Below are 16,614 nucleotides of genomic sequence, written 5' to 3' on the forward strand. Positions count from 1 at the left end.
ACGGGATCCAAGACATCAGTCACTGCACTTCTCCTTGTCGTATTAGTGTCCGATTGGACACGCCAGTGTTCAGGCGGTGCGAGTCGGCGAACACGCGCCATTTCACCGGCAACAGTTCCGAGGACCCGGCCCGAGTCGCCCCTACCTTCGCGGGCCGGGTTGCCGCACCGTGCGTAGTGGCGGGCGCTCCTGCACGGCGAGGTCGGACACGACGAGTTCCCGTTCGACACCGTCGAGCGCATGTCCCCTGCGGAACTGGGCGAGCAGCGTCGAGGGCGCCTGATGCGCCGTCAACCGACCACTGCGGTCAAGCCGGTCCATGACCGTCAGCATGATCTGTCCCGCCATCCTGCCCAGCGCCTGCGTGCTCTGATGCCGGTGGGTGCGCATCCCGAGATCGACCTGGGCGAGCGCGTCCAGACCCCGCCACCGCACCAGATCGATGAGGTGCGCGACCTCCACCCCGTAGTGGGTGACGAACGGGATGCTCTCCAGCACCTCCCGGCGTCCCGCGTACTCGCCTGCCAGCGGCTGGACGAAACCCGCGAGATCCGGCCAGTACATGTTCAGCAGCGGCCTGGCGACGAGTTCGGTGACCCGCCCGCCGCCGTCGGCGTCGGTGTGGCTCCCGTTGACCAGCGGCCGGTGGTAGAAGCCCTTGACGTAGTCCACGCCGGGGTCGGTCAGCAGCGGCCCGAGCAGGCCGATGATGTAATCGGCGGTGAAGTCGTAGAGGTCGCCGTCCACGAACACGACGAGGTCGCCACTCGTGGCGGCGAGCCCCTTCCACAGTGCCTCGCCCTTGCCGTGCATACCGGGCAGCGGGCGCAGGACCGCATCCTGGGCCACCACTCTCGCACCCGCCTCGGCCGCCACCCTCGCCGTGTCGTCGCGCGACCGGGAGTCAACGACGAGGACGTCATCGACGAGCGGGTCGTCCTCCATCAGCGCCGTGCGGATCGTCCGCACGATCTGCCCCACCGTCTCCTCCTCGTCGCGCGCCGGGATGACGACACTGACGGTGCGATCACCCTTGAGGGCGGCGAGCTGGGCTGCCGTCCAGTCGTCGGCGCGAGAGGACCTGCGCCGCAACCAGGAACGGACCCGTGGGGAGAGAGTGAGTTCGGCGGCCGGGTCCAACCCGATGCGTGTCGTGTCCACGAGGTCCCCTTTCGTGCGAGAGCGACCGTGGAATCGCCAGGGGAAGCGTCGGCCGTTCACGTTGCGGGCCGCCGACCGGGCTGACACGACCCGGTGACGACCTGACCTCTACACCCGGATGGACGTAACGCGGTCGGTTCACACCTCGAAACGGCGGCAAATTGCACCACTCCCCGCCGCACCATCCCGGCGACGGGGAGTGAAAGCGCTCGACGGCCCTACAGGGTTTCCTCCAGCAGCTCCTGCGTAACGGCCGACTCCGTGTCGGGCACCCCGAGTTCCTTGGCCCGTTTGTCGGCCATCGCCAGCAGCCTGCGAATGCGGCCCGCCACGGCGTCCTTCGTCATCGGCGGATCGGAGAGCTGCCCGAGTTCCTCCAACGACGCCTGCCGGTTGGTCAGCCGCAGCTTCCCCGCGGCGAGCAGGTGGTCGGGCACGGTGTCACCGAGGATCTCCATGGCCCGCTCGACCCGCGCAGCCGCGGCGACCGCCGCCCTCGCCGACCTCCGCAGGTTGGCGTCGTCGAAGTTCGCGAGCCGGTTGGCCGTGGCCCTCACCTCGCGGCGCATGCGCCGCTCCTCCCACGCGAGCACGCTGGAATGCGCGCCCAGCCTGGTCAGCATCGCCCCGATGGCATCACCGTCGCGCACCACGACCCGGTCGGCGCCGCGAACCTCCCGCGACTTCGCCTGGATGCCCATCCGCCTGGCGGCCCCCACCAGCGCCAGCGCCGCTTCCGGCCCTGGGCACGTCACTTCCAGCGACGACGACCTGCCTGGCTCGGTCAGGGACCCGTGGGCCAGGAACGCGCCCCGCCAGGCCGCTTCGGCGTCGGCGACGCCACCCGACACCACCGAGGAAGGAAGCCCCCGCACAGGCCGGCCACGCTGGTCGATCAGGCCCGTCTGCCGCGCCAGTCCCTCGCCGTCCTTCACCACGCGCACGACGTAGCGGGTGCCCTTCCGCAAGCCGCCCGAGGTGATCACGTGCACGTCCGAGGTGTGCCCGTACAGCTCGTGGATCTCCTTGCGAAGCCTGCGCGCCACCGACCCGGTGTCGAGTTCGGCCTCGACGACGACCCTGCCTGCCACGATGTGCAGCCCGCCTGCGAACCGCAACAGTGAGGACACCTCCGACCGGCGCGGACCGACCTTGGTGATCTCCAAGCGGCTGAGTTCGTCCTTGACCGCCGCCGTCATCGCCATCTACTGCCCCTCCTCCACGTTCTCGGACAGACCGAGAGCCTCTCGCACACAGCCCGCAAGGGCATCCGGATCATGCCGTCCCGCTCCGCCTGGTGCGGCGATGGATGCCAGATGCGCCCGCCCGCCCAGCGCCTCGGCCGCACGGCGAAGCCGCGCGGGGGTGGGCACGGAATCGACATCGGCGATCACCGCGTCCACCGTGAGGCGGGGAGCGTGTTCGAAGAGTACGTGGAGGTGCCGTTCCGGTGAGAAGCCAGCCGTCTCACCCGGCTGGGGGACGAGGTTGAGGATCACCACCTTGGTGGCCGACGTGGTGACCAGCGCGTCGTGCAGGTCCGGAACGAGCAGGTGCGGCAGGACGCTGGTGAACCACGATCCCGGGCCGAGGAAGACGGCGTCGGCGCCGCGCACGGCCTCCACCGCGTCCGCACACGCCACGGGAGGGCGATGCGGGCGGCCGGGGTTGTGCAGGCTGATGCGCCGCACCCTGCCCGGTGTGCTGGCGACGGCAACCTGACCCCTGATGCGGCTGACGGCGCCGTTCTCCAGGCCCGTGACCTCGGCTTCGATCTCCAGCGGCTCCGCCGACATCGGCAGCACCCTCCCTGTGATGCCGAGCAGCCTCGCCGCCTCGTCGAGCCCCGCGACGGGGTCGCCGAGCACCTCGAACAGCCCCGCGAGCAGCAGGTTGCCGACAGCGTGTCCGGTGAGCGCCCCGGTGCCTCCGAACCGGTGCTGGAACACCTCCGCCCACAGCGTTCCGCCGTCCTCGGCCGCGGCGAGCGCCGCCAGCGCCTGGCGGAGATCCCCCGGCGGGAGCAGACCGAGCTCCCGCCGGAGCCGCCCCGACGAGCCACCGTCGTCGGCGACCGTCACCACCGCGGTGACGTCGGAGGTGAGCCGCCGCAACGCCGACAGCGTCGCGTGCAGCCCGTGTCCACCACCGAGTGCGACGGCACGCATCTCGCGGCTCATTCCCTGCCCAGGTCGCGGTGCACGACCTTGACCGCCATGCCGTCCTCCTTGGAGAGCCGCTTCGCCAGCTCCTCGGAGATGGCCACGCTGCGGTGCTTACCCCCGGTGCAGCCGACGGCCAGGGTCAGGTACCTCTTGCCCTCCCGCTTGTATCCGGCACCCACGAGGCGCAGCAACTCGTGGTACTGCTCAAGGAACTCCTCGGCGCCCTCCTGCCCGAGCACGTAGTTGCGCACGTCCCCGTCGAGACCGCTCTGGTCGCGCAACTCGGGGATCCAGAACGGGTTCGGCAGGAAGCGCACGTCCATTACGAGGTCGGAGTCCATCGGGAGGCCGTACTTGTAGCCGAAGGAGAGCACCGTCACCCTCGTCCTGGTGCTCGACTCCGTCCCGAAGGCGTCCTCGATCTTGGCGCGGAGGTCGTGCACCGACAGCGCCGACGTGTCGAGCATCAGGTCGGCCTCCTCCCGCAGCGGCGCGAGCAACGCGCGTTCCGCTGTGATGCCGTCAACCAGCCGCCCGTCGCCCTGCATCGGGTGGCCGCGCCGCACCTGCTCGAAGCGGCGCACCAGCACCGGGTCGGTCGCCTCCAGGAACAGCACCCTCGGCTTGTACCCGCGTGCGTCGAGGTCCTTGATCACCGAGGCGAGGTCGTCGGTGAACGCGCGGGACCGCACGTCCATGACCACGGCCACCTTGGTGATGGCGCCCCTCGCCTGCGCGCCGAGCTCCACCATCGTGGAGATCAGCTCCGGTGGCAGGTTGTCCACCACGAACCAGCCAAGGTCTTCGAGACACTTGGCCGCGGTGCTGCGTCCCGCGCCGGAAAGGCCGGTGACGACAGCGACCTCCATACCGGAACCCCGCTCACCCGACGCCCTCGCGCCGATGTCGGATTCGGTCACGTCTGCGACTCCCCTCTGCTGTCGGTGCGCTCCCCCGCGAGCGCGGTATGCACGGCCTCCGCCGTGCGGGTGCCGAAGCCCGGCACCTGTGCGATCTCGGCCACCGTGGCCTGCCTCAGCTTCTTCACCGAGCCGAAGTGTTTGATCAGAGCGGTCTTCCGCGCCTGCCCGAGACCGGGTATCCCGTCGAGGGCCGAAGCCTGCACCCGCTTCGAACGCTTCTGCCGCTGGTAGGTGATCGCGAACCGGTGTGCCTCGTCCCTCACCCGCTGGAGAAGGTACAGCGCGTCCGACGTCCTCGGCAGGATGACCGGATCGGCTGAGTCACCACTGCCCGCGGGCAACCACACCTCTTCGAGCCGCTTGGCGAGCCCGACGACGGCGACGTCGGTGATCCCGAGCTCGGCGAGCACGTCGGCCGCTGCCGTGGCTTGCGCCCCCGCCCCGTCCACCACCAGCAGGTTGGGAGGGTAGGCGAACTTACGCGGGCGCCCTGTCGCAGGGTCGAGAGCCTGCCCTGCTCCACTCGCGACGCCGCCTGCCTCCGGGGTCTCCGGGATTCCCGGGGCCTGCGAGGTTTCCGGGGTCTCCGGGGTTTCCGCCGTCTCCTTCAGGTATCTCGAGAACCGGCGTCGCACGACCTCGGCGATGGCGGCCACGTCCCCCTCGGAGGCGGCCTCGCGCAGCGCGAACCGGCGGTACTCGGACTTGCGCGGCAGCCCGTCCTCGAACACCACGAGCGAGGCCACCACGTCGGTTCCGGCGAGGTGGCTGATGTCCACGCACTCGATGCGCAGCGGCGCGCTGTCGAGGTCGAGGTATTCCTGAAGTTCGGCCAGTGCCGCCGACCGCGCGGTGAGGTCGCCTGCCCTGCGCAGTTTGTGCTGGGTGAACGCCTCCACCGCGTTGCGGGCCACCGTGTCGGCCAGCGCGCGCTTGTCGCCGCGCTGCGGAACCCTCAGCCGGACCCGCGAGCCGCGCAGACCGGACAACCACTCCTCCACCGCGTCGGGATCGGACGGCAGCTCCGGCACGAGCACTTCCCGTGGCACGACGGTGCCCACCTGGTCGGTGCCGCCCTCGGCGGACGTCTCGGCGGCCAGTTCGGTCTGCTCGGCGTAGAACTGCGAGAGGAACTGCTCCACCAGCGCGGGCACGTCCATCTCATCGACCTTGTCGATCACCCAGCCACGCTGGCCCCTGACCCGCCCACCCCGCACATGGAAGATCTGCACAGCCGCTTCGAGTTCGTCGTGGGCGAAGGCGATGACGTCGGCGTCGGTGCCGTCGCCGAGCACCACGGCCTGCTTCTCCATCGCCCTGCGCAGCGCGCCGAGGTCGTCGCGAAGCCGGGCGGCCCGCTCGAACTCCAGCGCCTCGGACGCCTCGGCCATCTCCCGCTCAAGCCTGCGGATCATGACGTCGGTGCGGCCGGCGAGGAAGTCGCAGAACTCCTCGACGATCTCGCGGTGTTCCTCGGCCGACACCCTGCCGACGCACGGCGCCGAGCACTTGCCGATGTAGCCGAGCAGGCACGGCCTGCCGATCTGGGCGTGCCTGCGGAACACACCTGCCGAGCACGTCCGCGCGGGGAACACCCTGAGCAACAAATCGAGCGTCTCGCGGATCGCCCAGGCGTGCGCGTAGGGGCCGAAGTAGCGCACGCCTTTCTTCCTCGGGCCCCGGTAGACGTGCAGGCGGGGGAACTGCTCGTTCAACGTCACCGCGAGCACCGGATACGACTTGTCGTCGCGGTAGCGGACGTTGAACCTCGGGTCGAACTCCTTGATCCAGTTGTATTCGAGCTGGAGTGCCTCCACCTCGGTGCCCACCACGGTCCACTCGACGCTCGCCGCCGTGGTGACCATCTGCCGGGTCCTCGGATGCAGGCCGGAGAGGTCGGCGAAGTAGGAGTTCAGCCTGCTGCGCAGGCTCTTCGCCTTGCCGACGTAGATGACCCGGCTACTCGCGTCGCGGAACTTGTACACGCCGGGCGAGTCGGGGATGGTTCCCGGCGCGGGTCGGTAGGTGGAAGGGTCGGCCACGCCGTCCAGCCTATGGCTCCCCGGCGACAAGTCCGATCGGCCCCTTCCCATGATCCGCCTGCGGCCACCGCGCGGCGCGAGGACTATCCCCAGTCGCAGGAATAGCCGTAGTGTCCCGTGCCGACCGGATGCCCCGCAGGAAGCGGCTCGCCCGTCAAGGGCGGGATCTCGATGGCGTCCCATTCGATCGTGCCATCGGCGTTGACATGCTCATCGAGGCGGATGACGCGGTCTGTCCGACCGGGCGAGTGGATGAAGAGGCACAGGTCGCCCGTAGGAGGTTCTCCTGTCTCCGCGATGGCCGACGCGAGGAGCCAGGAGGCAGCCCAGCGCACCTCGTCCGGATGGGTGCTGACGACCGTTTCGGAATACTCGAACGAGCCTGACGCCTCGGCCAGATGAAGTTCGTAATACGAGAAAGGACACGCCCCCTCAACGGCATCGCTGTCGTCGGCCCACATCTGTAGAGCAGCGACACCGGCCAGGGCAGCAGGGTCGCCGGGGGCGGCTTTCAGAACTCGTTCGTAGAGGGCGCGGGCCTCGTCTCGCCTGCGTGCCAGGGTGTCCTCGTTCTCGCCATGTGCCTCCGCATGGTCTTCATCGATCTTCCAGTACGCGATCTGCTGGACGAGTCTCCCGGCGAGCAGGGTGGCGGCGAGCCGATCGTCGGGCCGAGCGCGCAGGGCGGCACGAAGCCATGGTTCCTCCGGCCAGAAGAGCGTGCCCATGTCGCCGAGGTGCTCCTCGGAGTCGGCCCGAAGCAGGCACAGCAGGCGCCCCAGCTCACGAGCTGCGTCCGGATCCCCTTCGGTGGCTGCGGCACGCGGACTTTCGATCTTCTTCTCGATGATCGTCACGACTCGATACCCTAGCGACTTCGGCCATTTGTTCGATCCATCCGACCGCCGACGACGAGCCATCGAAAACCGGCAGGCGGTTGCCGCAGGGCCACCCCGCACTTCCTCTGCCCGGCACAACCTCATCGAAAGGGAGTGATCCGAGATGACGAGATCCGCCTCCGACAGCCCCGCCGTATAGGGCGTTATACGAGAGGGTTGGGGGCTGGAGGTCCGGCGTGTGCGATTCTCGCGGCATGCGCATCGCGACGTGGAACGTCAACTCGATCACCGCCCGGCTGCCGCGAGTGCTCGCCTGGCTGCGCTCCGCCCAGCCCGACGTGGTGTGCCTCCAGGAACTGAAGTGCGGCGCCGACGCGTTCCCGCGTGACGAGATCACCGAACTCGGCTACGACATCGCCTGCCATGGCTCCGGCCGCTGGAACGGTGTCGCCGTGCTCTCCCGCATCGGGCTCGACGACCTCACCCGTGGACTGATCGACGAGCCGTCCTACGACGGTGAGATCGAACCCCGCGCCATCGGCGCCACCTGCGACGGCGTCCGCGTGTGGTCGGTGTACGTGCCCAACGGCCGCGAACCCGGCCACCCGCACTACGCCTACAAACTGCGCTGGCTCGCCGCCCTGCGCGAGACCGTGCTCGCCGAGAACGAGCCCGGCAGGCCGTTCGCGGTGCTCGGCGACTTCAACATCGCGCCCACCGACGACGACGTGTGGGACATTTCGGCGTTCACCGGCTCCACGCACGTCACCGAACCGGAACGCGACGCACTGGCGGCCCTGCGTGAGGCCGGCCTTTCCGACGTGGTGCCCAGGCCGCTGAAGTACGACTATCCCTACACGTACTGGGACTACCGGCAGCTCGCGTTCCCGAAGAACCGCGGCATGCGCATCGACCTCGTCTACGCCTCCGGCGCGTTCGCCGACGCCGTGACCGACGCCTACGTCGATCGGGAAGAGCGCAAGGGCAAGGGCGCCTCCGACCACGCGCCCGTCGTCATGGATCTCGCGCCGCACTCCACACCGTGAGAACCGCACTCCTCGCTGACCGCCGCACGGAGCAACTCCACCGTGCGCGTCGCGGCGAGATGGTCGGCGACGGCCTTCCTGACGGCCACGCTGATCCGCCGCACCGGCGCCGGTGCCACCACCGGCCGTGAGGTCAACCCCTGGGGCAGCTCGCCGCGCGCCAGCCTCGGCAGAACGGTGATCCCCATCCCGCTGACCACGAAGGGGATCGCCGTCCGGTAGTCGCGCATCTCGACCGAGAACCGGGGCGCGAATCCCACCTCCGCGCACGCCGTGAGCAGGATCTCCCTACAGGCACCGTGGCTGATGTCGTTGTCGATCCACGGACGGTCGGCCAGCTCGGCCAGCGGCACCGACGCCCCCTCCGCGAGCGGGTCGTCGTCCCGCACCACCACCTCGTAGGGGTCATCGACCAGCGGGTACACGATCGTGCCAGCAGGCCGCGCGCCCCGCGTCTCGACGAACACCTCCACATCGAGATCGGCGGGCCGCTCGTCGAGCACCTCGGTCCATCGCAGGTCGAGACGCAGTTCGGGGAACTCCCGCCTCAGCACGGTCACCACGGAGGGCAGCCACGCCGCGCCCGCCGAGGCGAAGTACCCGATGGACAACACGCCGGTGCGGCCCGCGCGCAGATCCCTGGCGAGGCCGTCGAGGCGGCTCAGCTCCCGGAACAACGCCTCCGACTCCTCGGCCAGCGTGCGCCCCGCCGTGGTCGGCTCGATGCCGCGGCCGACCCGGTCCACCAGCCGCAGTCCCGTCTCCTGTTGCAGCGCCGCCAGTTGCTGGCTCACCGCCGACGGCGTGTAACCCAGAGCGGCGGCGGCCTCCCGGATCGATCCCTTCGCCACCACGGCCCTCAACACGCGCAAACGACTCACGTCCGGCACGGCACGACAGTACAGCCCTGCTAAACGGTGATACAGGATTAGTCGCTTGTCCTTCCGGTTCGGCGCCGGTGACGATGACGGTCGTGACCCAGCTGCTCTCCCGCTCCCGCACTCCCCGCTCCGACACCACGAAGGCCGCGCTGGCCGCCGTGGTGACGATGGTGTTGTGGTCCTCGGCGTTCGTGGCCATCCGCGCCATCGGCGACGTGCTCTCCCCCGCACCGCTCGCGCTGCTCCGCCTCGTCGTCGCCGCCGCGACGCTCACCGTGCTCATCGGTGTCAGCTCCCGGCGCCTTCCACCGCTCCCCCGCGACCGCACCTCGTGGCTGCTCGTCATCGCCTACGGCGTCCTGTGGCTGTGCTGCTACACCGTCGCCCTCAACGCCGCCGAGCTGCACCTCGACGCCGGCACGGCCGCACTGCTGGTGAACATCGCCCCGATCCTCATCACCTTCGGGGCGGGGCTCGTGCTCGGCGAGGGCTTCCCGCGCCCGCTCATCGTCGGCGGCGCCGTCGGACTGTCCGGCATCGTCATCATCGGGCTCGGCACCGAGACCGAGGGCGACTGGATCGGCGTCGCGTTGTGCCTGCTCGCCGCCGTGCTGTACGCGGGTGGTGTGCTCATCCAGAAGACCGCGATGCGGCACGTCGATGCCACGGCCATCACCTGGCTGGGCTGCCTTATCGGCGCCGCGGCCCTGCTGCCGTGGACGCCGCAGCTCGTCACCGAGGTCGCGGCCGCCCCCGCCTCCGCCGTGCTCGGCGCCGTCTACCTCGGGATGTTCCCCACCGCGATCGGGTTCAGCACCTGGGCCTACGCCCTCAAACGCACCGACGCGGGCAAGCTCAGCGTCTCCACGTACGCCGTGCCCGCCATCTCGGTGGTGCTGTCGTGGGCGCTCCTGCACGAAGTCCCCACCGTGTACGGCCTGGTGGGCGGGGCGGTCTGCCTGGCGGGGGTCGCCCTGTCGCGTTACCGTCCCCGCGCGGCGAAGGCCGGGAAGTCAGGCCCCACCACGGCGGAGCCTGCGCCCTGAATCCTTCTGAATCCTCAGTCGCGGTGCGCGGCGCTGTGGAGGCGCCGCAGCGCGCGCACCGCCGCAACGGCACGCTCCCGGTCAACGGCCTGGATCGCCATCATCGAGTAGTACTCGTAGTCGGGCAGTTCGAGCCGCGCGAAGGACGCGCCGTCGGGGAAGCTCACCGACAGCACCTCGTCCCAGCCGAACGTCCTCGACACACCGATGTTGCGCACGTGAACACCGTCGCTGTCGGCCCGCACCCTCGGCGTGGCGAACAGCATCGCGGCACCCGCGAGGAACACGCCGACGCCGATCATCGCGATCTGGTCGCTGACCATGAAGATCACGCCGGTGTCCTGCGAGCGCAGCAGCACCGCCACGGTGACGAACACCGCCAGCAGCAGCACCGCCAACGCCCCCGACATCCACACCACGCGGTGCGGCCGGATCACCACGGCGCCGTCGGTACCCTCGGTGCCCGCGGTGTTCTCGGTCTGCTTCCCGTCCGTCATGTCCGCCACCCGGCTCACACGAAACCTCGCTCCGTCCACGGCTGACGCAGGCCACGCAACACGTTGGCGGTGGTCAGCGCGGCCACCGTCGCCTCCCGTCCCTTGTCCTCCTTCGAGGACGGCAGTCCAGCCCTCGCCAATGCCTGCTCCTCGGTGTCACATGTCAGCACGCCGTTGCCCACGGGGGTGCTCTCGTCCAGCGCGACCCTGGTCAGGCCCGCCGTCACCGACTCGCACACGTAGTCGAAATGCGGCGTGTCGCCCCGGATCACCACGCCGAGCGCGACGACCGCGTCGTGGCCCCGCGCGAGCGCCTGCGCCACTACCGGCAACTCGACGGCCCCCGCCACCCGCAGCACCGTCGGCTCCTCGGCCAGTTTCACCTCGGCCGCCGTGCGCAGCGCGGAGGCCAGCAGGCTGTCCGTGATCCGCGTGTGCCAGCGGGTGGCGACGATCGCCAGCCGGAGGTTCTCGCACTCCCGCAGTTCCTGCCCCTCGTCGGGGCGGCCTTCTCCACTCATGCTCCACCCGTCACTGCGCCGTCGTCCTGCCCCCGGCCGGTGCGGTCGGCGTCGGCGACCTCCGCTCCGACCTCGTCGAACTGCTCCAGCTGGGACAATTCGTGGCCCATCCTGTCACGCTTCGTTGTGAGGTAACGCAGGTTCTCCGGATTGGGTGAGATCGGCAGCGGAACCCTGCCGACCACCCGCAACCCGTAGCCTTCGAGGCCGACTCGCTTGGCGGGGTTGTTGGTGAGCAGCCGCATCGACCGCACACCGAGATCGCACAGGATCTGCGCGCCCGTGCCGTAGTCGCGGGCGTCGGCGGGAACCCCGAGCGCCAGGTTGGCGTCCACCGTGTCCGCCCCGGCATCCTGCAACTGGTAGGCCTGCAACTTGTGCAGCAGCCCGATGCCCCTGCCCTCGTGGCCGCGCACGTAGAGCACGACACCCCGGCCCTCGGTGGCCACCGCTTCCAGCGCCGCGTTCAGCTGAGGGCCGCAGTCACAGCGCAGCGACCCGAACACGTCGCCCGTCAGGCATTCGGAGTGGACGCGGACGAGGATGTCCTCGCCGTCGCCGATGTCGCCGTAGACGAACGCGATGTGCTCGATGCCGTCGAGCAGGCTGTCGTACCCGATGGCCCTGAACGTGCCCGCCGCCAGCGGGATGCGGGCCTCAGCCACGCGCTCGACCTGCTTCTCCGTGCGCCTGCGGTAGGCGATGAGGTCGGCGATCGTGATCAGTTGCAGATCGTGCTCCGCCGCGAACACCTCCAGCTCGTCGCGGCGGGCCATGTCGCCCTCGTTCTTCTGCGACACGATCTCGCACAGCACACCCGCCGGTGCGAGCCCCGCCATCCTGGCCAGATCCACGGCGGCCTCCGTGTGCCCCGGCCTGCGCAGCACACCGCCGTCCTTCGCGCGCAGCGGCACCACGTGCCCCGGCCTTCGCAGGTCGGACGGCGTGGACTTCGGGTCGGCCAGCAGCCGGATCGTGTGGCTGCGGTCGGCTGCGGAGATGCCGGTGCCGATGCCCTCGGCCGCGTCCACCGTGACCGTGTACGCGGTGCCGCGCCGATCCTCGTTCGCGTGGTACATCGGCGGGAGGTTCAGCCGGTCGCAGTCCTCGCCGGTCAGCGACACGCACACGTAGCCGGACGTGTACCGCACCATGAACGCGAGCAGCTCCGGCGTCGCACACTCGGCCGCGAAGATCAGGTCTCCCTCGTTCTCGCGGTCCTCGTCGTCCACCACCACCACAGGGCGGCCGTTCGCGATGTCCTCGATGGCCCTCTCGATGGACTCGACGTCCACCGACGGCGCGGGCTCCGTCATCGTCACCTGTCCTCCTCGCCCCTGCCATTCTCCACCGCTGCCGGGGGCAGGTGGACGGCGGCCAGCTTCTCGACGTACTTCGCGAGCACGTCAACCTCAAGGTTCACGGCGTCACCGGGCTGGTTCCGGCCCAGCGTGGTGGCGCGCAACGTGGTGGGGATGAGCGCGACGGCGAACTCGTCCGCCGACACCTCGGCCACCGTGAGCGAAACCCCGTCCACCGTGATCGACCCCTTCTCGACGACGTAGCGCGACAGCCGGGGAGGGTAGGCGAAGCGGGTGAGGCCGTCGGAATCGCGCGAGAGGAAGGTCCCGGTGCCATCGACGTGTCCCTGCACGATGTGCCCGGAGAACCGGCCGTCGGCCGCCATCGCCCGCTCCAGGTTCACGAGGCGGCCCGGCTCGACACCGTCGAGACTGGTGCGCTTCACCGTCTCGCCCACCACGTCCACGGTGAACTCGTCGCCCACCACGTCCACCACGGTGAGACACACCCCGTTCACCGCGATCGAGTCGCCGTGCTTGGCGTCCTTCGTCACCACGGGCCCGCGCAGCGCGAGCCGCATGGCCGCATCCCGCGGTTCGACCCGCGTGACCTCGCCCAGCTCTTCGACAATCCCGGTGAACACCTAGTCGCCTCCCTCGCCTGTGAGCGGAACGGCGGAGATTCGCACGTCCTCACCGCTCATGGTGGCCTCTTCCACCCGCCAGCGGTGTGCTTCGGTGATGGTTGACACTCCCGCATCCCGCAGTGCCACGGGCCCCGCCCCCAGCAGGGCGGGGGCGACGTACGCGAGGATGCGATCGACCATGCCACCGGCGACGAATGCTCCCGCCACCGTCGGTCCGCCCTCCAGCAGCACATCGACGACGCCGCGCTCGGCGAGCCCGGCCAGCACCTCACCGGGGTCGTGAGTGGCGAACACCACCGTCTCCGCCGCGCTGTCCAACACGCGCGCGTCGCGAGGTATGCCGCGTGTGCCCACCACCACACGGAGCGGCTGACGGTCGGCGAGTGTCCCGTCCTTCGCGCGCACCGTCAGCCACGGGTCGTCGGCGAGCACGGTCCCCGTGCCCACCACAACGGCGTCCATCCTGGACCGCAGTGTGTGCACCTCGGCGCGTGAGACGGGGCCCGAGATCCACCGGCTGGTGCCGTCGGCCGCGGCGACCCTGCCGTCGAGGCTCGTCGCGTACTTCCACGTGACGTGGGGTCGTCCGGTGCGCTCGCGGTGCAGCCAGGCCCGCAACGGCCCCGCCGCCACCTGTTCCGCGAGCAGACCGCCCTCGACGTCCACACCCGCCGCCCTCAGGACCCCGGCACCGCCGGAGGCCTCCGGGTGCGGATCGGACACGGCGAACCGCACGGCAGCCACCCCGGCCTCGATCAGCGCCCGCGTGCACGGCGGGGTACGCCCGTGATGCGAGCACGGCTCCAAGGTGACCACGGCGGTGCCGCCCCTGGCCCGATCGCCCGCCTCACGCAGCGCCAGCACCTCGGCGTGCGGGCCGGGTGGCGGCTGCGTGGCTCCCTCGCCGACCCGCCGTCCGTCCGCGTCGAGGATCACGGCCCCGACGGGAGGATTGGGGCTCGTGGTCCCGCGCACCCCCTCACTGAGCGCGAGCGCGGCCTCCATCGCCCGCTCCACGGCCGTGCGGGCACCGGCATGGGGACCAGAGCCTGCCGACGTGTTCACCGCGCGCGGGCCGCCCTCGCCTTGTCCCGCAACGCCGCGACCGCCTTGGCCGGGTCACCGGCGCCGTACACGGCCGATCCCGCGACGAAGCAATCGGCACCCGCCTCGGCGGCCTGCTCGATGGTGTCGGCGTTGATACCGCCGTCGATCTCCACCAGCAACGTCAGATGGCCCGTGTCCACGAGCCTGCGCGCGGTGCGCACCTTGTCGAGGACGTCGGGGATGAACGACTGGCCGCCGAAACCGGGTTCCACCGACATCACCAGCAGCGTGTCGTAGTGCTTGAGGGTGTCGAGATAATCCTCGATCGGCGTGCCCGGTTTGATCGCCAGCCCGGCCTTCGCTCCCGCTGCCCTCAGGTTCTTGGCCAGCATCACCGGGTCGTGCGCGGCTTCGACGTGGACGGTGACGTTGTGGGCGCCCGCCTCCGCGTATCCCGGTGCCCAGCGGTCGGGGTCCTCGATCATGAGGTGGCAGTCCAGCGGGAGACCGGTGTGCTTGCGCAGCGACTCGACGACGGGAAGCCCGATGGTGAGGTTGGGAACGAAATGGTTGTCCATGACATCGACGTGCACCCAGTCGGCCCGGCCGTCACCGGGCCCCGCGACAGCGTCGATCTCCGCCCCGAGCCTGGCGAAATCGGCGGAGAGAATACTGGGAGCGATCATCGGTTCGTGCGCCACTCTCCCGAGTGTAGAGGGGCCCGCCGCGCCCCGACGCGCGCGGACCCCTCCTCGCTCACCCGGTGCTCACCCGGTGCTCACTCGACGGGCCGGTCGCCCGCATCGTCCACCACGGCCGTGGTCACGGAGGAGTGGCTCAGCACCGTGCCCTCGGGGAGGTCGCCGTTGCCCTCGGACAGCACCGTGCGCTCGCCGATGAACTCGCCGGTGTCCGGGTCGATGATGATCTCCTGCCGCTGGGTGCCGTCCTCGATTCCCAGCGCCGTTCCCACCCGTCCGTCCAGAGTGGCCTCCTCCTCGGTGATCTCCAGTCCCGGCACCTTCGTCAGTGCCTCGTAGAGCGCCGCCCTGACTTCCTTGCCGAGAACGCCAGACCGCAAGGCGTCGGCCGCGTAGACGAGCAACTCCGCGTCACCACGCGAGTTCTCGGGCGCGTCGTCACGCAGCCGCTCGTAGAGGGCGCCGGGGTCCTTCGGCAGGCTCGCCTGCCACTCGGGTGTCGGGTTGTGCCAGCCGGCGGGTTCCTCGCACGGCCGCTCGGAGAACCAGTCGCCGCAAGGCGCCTTCCACTCACCGTCGGAGTGCTCGTCGTCGAACGTCAGACCGGCTCGCCTCGCTTCCTCCTCGCTCCCGACGAGCCATTCCCGCTCACCGTCGGGTGTCCTCCTGTGCAGCCACTCGTCGCTCTCCCTGTGCGGCGCCCACGTCTCGTTCACCTGCTCGACACGCCAGAAGATCGACCGGCCGCCGTCGCCGGATCCCGAGTTCACGACAGACACCCGCTCCATGACGTAGCGGTACTGGCCTTCCGCCGCGGCGGGCTCGTCGGCACCGGACGCCCGCTCGGCGGCGCGTTCGAGGGTCGCGGCCACAGCGGCTCCCGCACGCGGGGTCTCCGGGGCGTCGCCGCCGAAGGACAGCGATCCCGCGACGAGCCCGCCCGCGGTCACGACCCCGACCACGGCCGCCGCGGCCAGCCAGCGCCGCATCGAACGCTGTCGTGGCGCGGCGTCGGCCCGCCTCACCTGCCGCACATCGGTGACCTGCCCACCCGCGCTGTTCAGCATGGCGGCACGGGCAGTCGCCAGGACCTGCTCGTCGGTGGTCACGTCGTCGTGCAGGTTCGACAACGCCTCGTCGAGTTCGGACTCCGTCCACACGCGACGGACAGAGTGGCCGGTTTCCTCGGAGTTCATGACTTGTTCCCTTCGTGTTCCGTGGAGTCCTGGATACGGAGACGGCGACGGACCCTGTGCAGTCGCGAACGGACGGTGCCGACGGGGATGCCGAGCACCTCGGCGACCTCGGCTGAGTCGAACTCCGCCCAGCTGATGAGCAGGAGCACGTCACGGTCGCTCGGGTTGAGTTCGGCGAGAGCCCTCGCCAGCTGCCGCGCCCGCGCCTGCGCATCGACCCGATCCGCCACCCGGTTCTCCGGCCCTTCGGTGCGTACCGCCTCGGTTTCCTGGCAGCGCGCCGTGGCCCGCAGCCCCCGCACCTCCTGGCGTGCGTGTCTGCGCAGCAGGTTGGTCGCGATGCCGTAGAGCCAGGACCTGGCCGTGCCCCGGCGCGGGTCGTAGTCGTGTCTCGTCTGGAGCGCCACGAGGAACGTCTCGGCGACGAGGTCGTCGGCGACGTCACGGGCCCGCCGCGCGAGGTAGCGGTGCAGGGGACGGGCGTGCCGGTCGAACAGCCGCTCGAACTCCGGGGCGGGCTCCGGACCTGACAGGTCGGGCCGGTCCTCGGCGTCTTCGGCGTCGGCGGTGCGCACCGAGTTCTGGATCGGATCGGTCACAT

17 protein-coding genes are annotated in these 16,614 nt (G+C 70.2%); 2 read left to right on the plus strand and 15 right to left on the minus strand.

All coding sequences use genetic code 11. The annotated features are described in order from the left end of the window. Window positions 1–141: 141 nt before the first annotated feature. From SACXIDRAFT_RS01305 to SACXIDRAFT_RS01330, 6 genes are all read right to left on the minus strand, one after another. The gene (locus tag SACXIDRAFT_RS01305) at window positions 142–1,161 is read right to left on the minus strand and encodes a glucosyl-3-phosphoglycerate synthase (protein ID WP_006236648.1); all 1,020 of its coding nucleotides are present in this window, start codon (window positions 1,159–1,161) and stop codon (window positions 142–144) included. Window positions 1,162–1,379: 218 nt separating this feature from the next. Continuing rightward, window positions 1,380–2,366, minus strand: coding sequence for a DNA-binding protein WhiA (gene whiA / locus SACXIDRAFT_RS01310; protein ID WP_006236649.1), 987 nt, complete (start codon window positions 2,364–2,366; stop codon window positions 1,380–1,382). Next, entirely contained in the window at window positions 2,367–3,329 is a 963-nt protein-coding gene (locus tag SACXIDRAFT_RS01315; protein ID WP_006236650.1) for a gluconeogenesis factor YvcK family protein, read from the minus strand. Window positions 3,330–3,337: 8 nt separating this feature from the next. Next, window positions 3,338–4,195 (minus strand): RNase adapter RapZ, encoded by an 858-nt coding sequence (rapZ, locus tag SACXIDRAFT_RS01320; RefSeq protein ID WP_040922378.1) that lies wholly within the window; start codon window positions 4,193–4,195, stop codon window positions 3,338–3,340. Between the two features lie 47 nt (window positions 4,196–4,242). Continuing rightward, entirely contained in the window at window positions 4,243–6,291 is a 2,049-nt protein-coding gene (gene uvrC, locus SACXIDRAFT_RS01325; protein WP_040921999.1) for an excinuclease ABC subunit UvrC, read from the minus strand. A gap of 83 nt (window positions 6,292–6,374) precedes the next feature. Continuing rightward, window positions 6,375–7,148 carry a hypothetical protein gene (locus tag SACXIDRAFT_RS01330; protein ID WP_006236653.1) on the minus strand — a complete coding sequence of 258 codons (774 nt, stop codon included), beginning with the start codon at window positions 7,146–7,148 and terminating at the stop codon, window positions 6,375–6,377. Window positions 7,149–7,384: 236 nt separating this feature from the next. Here SACXIDRAFT_RS01330 and SACXIDRAFT_RS01335 point away from each other — a divergent pair, with 236 nt between their 5' ends. Continuing rightward, a complete protein-coding gene (locus tag SACXIDRAFT_RS01335; protein ID WP_040922000.1) occupies window positions 7,385–8,176 on the plus strand; it encodes an exodeoxyribonuclease III in 792 nt (263 codons plus the stop codon). Here SACXIDRAFT_RS01335 and SACXIDRAFT_RS22160 read toward each other — a convergent pair. Then, a complete protein-coding gene (locus tag SACXIDRAFT_RS22160) occupies window positions 8,089–9,066 on the minus strand; it encodes a LysR family transcriptional regulator (protein ID WP_006236655.1) in 978 nt (325 codons plus the stop codon). The two genes, SACXIDRAFT_RS01335 and SACXIDRAFT_RS22160, sit on opposite strands and share 88 nt — an antisense overlap. A 74-nt stretch (window positions 9,067–9,140) precedes the next feature. Here SACXIDRAFT_RS22160 and SACXIDRAFT_RS01350 point away from each other — a divergent pair, with 74 nt between their 5' ends. Continuing rightward, on the plus strand, window positions 9,141–10,103 hold the full coding sequence (locus SACXIDRAFT_RS01350; protein ID WP_006236656.1) for a DMT family transporter: 963 nt from the start codon (window positions 9,141–9,143) through the stop codon (window positions 10,101–10,103). Window positions 10,104–10,117: 14 nt separating this feature from the next. Here the strand turns inward: SACXIDRAFT_RS01350 and SACXIDRAFT_RS01355 are convergent, their stop codons facing one another. The 8 genes from SACXIDRAFT_RS01355 to SACXIDRAFT_RS01390 all read right to left on the minus strand — a co-directional run bounded on the left by SACXIDRAFT_RS01355 (window position 10,118) and on the right by SACXIDRAFT_RS01390 (window position 16,612). Continuing rightward, window positions 10,118–10,600 (minus strand): PH domain-containing protein, encoded by a 483-nt coding sequence (locus SACXIDRAFT_RS01355; protein ID WP_050986978.1) that lies wholly within the window; start codon window positions 10,598–10,600, stop codon window positions 10,118–10,120. Between the two features lie 14 nt (window positions 10,601–10,614). Further along, entirely contained in the window at window positions 10,615–11,121 is a 507-nt protein-coding gene (ribH, locus tag SACXIDRAFT_RS01360; RefSeq protein WP_006236658.1) for a 6,7-dimethyl-8-ribityllumazine synthase, read from the minus strand. Further along, entirely contained in the window at window positions 11,118–12,437 is a 1,320-nt protein-coding gene (locus SACXIDRAFT_RS01365) for a bifunctional 3,4-dihydroxy-2-butanone-4-phosphate synthase/GTP cyclohydrolase II (protein WP_006236659.1), read from the minus strand. The genes ribH and SACXIDRAFT_RS01365 overlap by 4 nt, the downstream gene beginning before the upstream one ends. A gap of 2 nt (window positions 12,438–12,439) precedes the next feature. Further along, window positions 12,440–13,066 (minus strand): riboflavin synthase, encoded by a 627-nt coding sequence (locus SACXIDRAFT_RS01370; RefSeq protein ID WP_006236660.1) that lies wholly within the window; start codon window positions 13,064–13,066, stop codon window positions 12,440–12,442. After that, window positions 13,067–14,134 carry a bifunctional diaminohydroxyphosphoribosylaminopyrimidine deaminase/5-amino-6-(5-phosphoribosylamino)uracil reductase RibD gene (gene ribD, locus SACXIDRAFT_RS01375; RefSeq protein ID WP_006236661.1) on the minus strand — a complete coding sequence of 356 codons (1,068 nt, stop codon included), beginning with the start codon at window positions 14,132–14,134 and terminating at the stop codon, window positions 13,067–13,069. Beyond that, on the minus strand, window positions 14,131–14,802 hold the full coding sequence (gene rpe / locus SACXIDRAFT_RS01380; protein ID WP_006236662.1) for a ribulose-phosphate 3-epimerase: 672 nt from the start codon (window positions 14,800–14,802) through the stop codon (window positions 14,131–14,133). Before rpe ends, ribD begins: the two co-directional genes overlap by 4 nt. A 92-nt stretch (window positions 14,803–14,894) precedes the next feature. Continuing rightward, a complete protein-coding gene (locus SACXIDRAFT_RS01385; RefSeq protein WP_006236663.1) occupies window positions 14,895–16,013 on the minus strand; it encodes a CU044_5270 family protein in 1,119 nt (372 codons plus the stop codon). Continuing rightward, the gene (locus SACXIDRAFT_RS01390; protein ID WP_006236664.1) at window positions 16,010–16,612 is read right to left on the minus strand and encodes an RNA polymerase sigma factor; all 603 of its coding nucleotides are present in this window, start codon (window positions 16,610–16,612) and stop codon (window positions 16,010–16,012) included. The genes SACXIDRAFT_RS01385 and SACXIDRAFT_RS01390 overlap by 4 nt, the downstream gene beginning before the upstream one ends. Between the last annotated feature and the right edge of the window lie 2 nt (window positions 16,613–16,614).

This window comes from Saccharomonospora xinjiangensis XJ-54 (genome assembly GCF_000258175.1).
GTDB classification, from domain to species: domain Bacteria; phylum Actinomycetota; class Actinomycetes; order Mycobacteriales; family Pseudonocardiaceae; genus Saccharomonospora; species Saccharomonospora xinjiangensis.

Coding starts and splice junctions, on each gene's coding strand:
- whiA (WP_006236649.1), bottom strand. CDS start 2,366: ATGGCGATGACGGCGGCGGTCAAGGACGAACTCAGCCGCTTGGAGATC.
- SACXIDRAFT_RS01315 (WP_006236650.1), bottom strand. CDS start 3,329: ATGCGTGCCGTCGCACTCGGTGGTGGACACGGGCTGCACGCGACGCTG.
- rapZ (WP_040922378.1), bottom strand. CDS start 4,195: ATGGAGGTCGCTGTCGTCACCGGCCTTTCCGGCGCGGGACGCAGCACC.
- SACXIDRAFT_RS01335 (WP_040922000.1), top strand. CDS start 7,385: ATGCGCATCGCGACGTGGAACGTCAACTCGATCACCGCCCGGCTGCCG.
- SACXIDRAFT_RS01350 (WP_006236656.1), top strand. CDS start 9,141: ATGACGGTCGTGACCCAGCTGCTCTCCCGCTCCCGCACTCCCCGCTCC.
- SACXIDRAFT_RS01355 (WP_050986978.1), bottom strand. CDS start 10,600: ATGACGGACGGGAAGCAGACCGAGAACACCGCGGGCACCGAGGGTACC.
- ribH (WP_006236658.1), bottom strand. CDS start 11,121: ATGAGTGGAGAAGGCCGCCCCGACGAGGGGCAGGAACTGCGGGAGTGC.
- SACXIDRAFT_RS01365 (WP_006236659.1), bottom strand. CDS start 12,437: ATGACGGAGCCCGCGCCGTCGGTGGACGTCGAGTCCATCGAGAGGGCC.
- rpe (WP_006236662.1), bottom strand. CDS start 14,802: ATGATCGCTCCCAGTATTCTCTCCGCCGATTTCGCCAGGCTCGGGGCG.
- SACXIDRAFT_RS01385 (WP_006236663.1), bottom strand. CDS start 16,013: ATGAACTCCGAGGAAACCGGCCACTCTGTCCGTCGCGTGTGGACGGAG.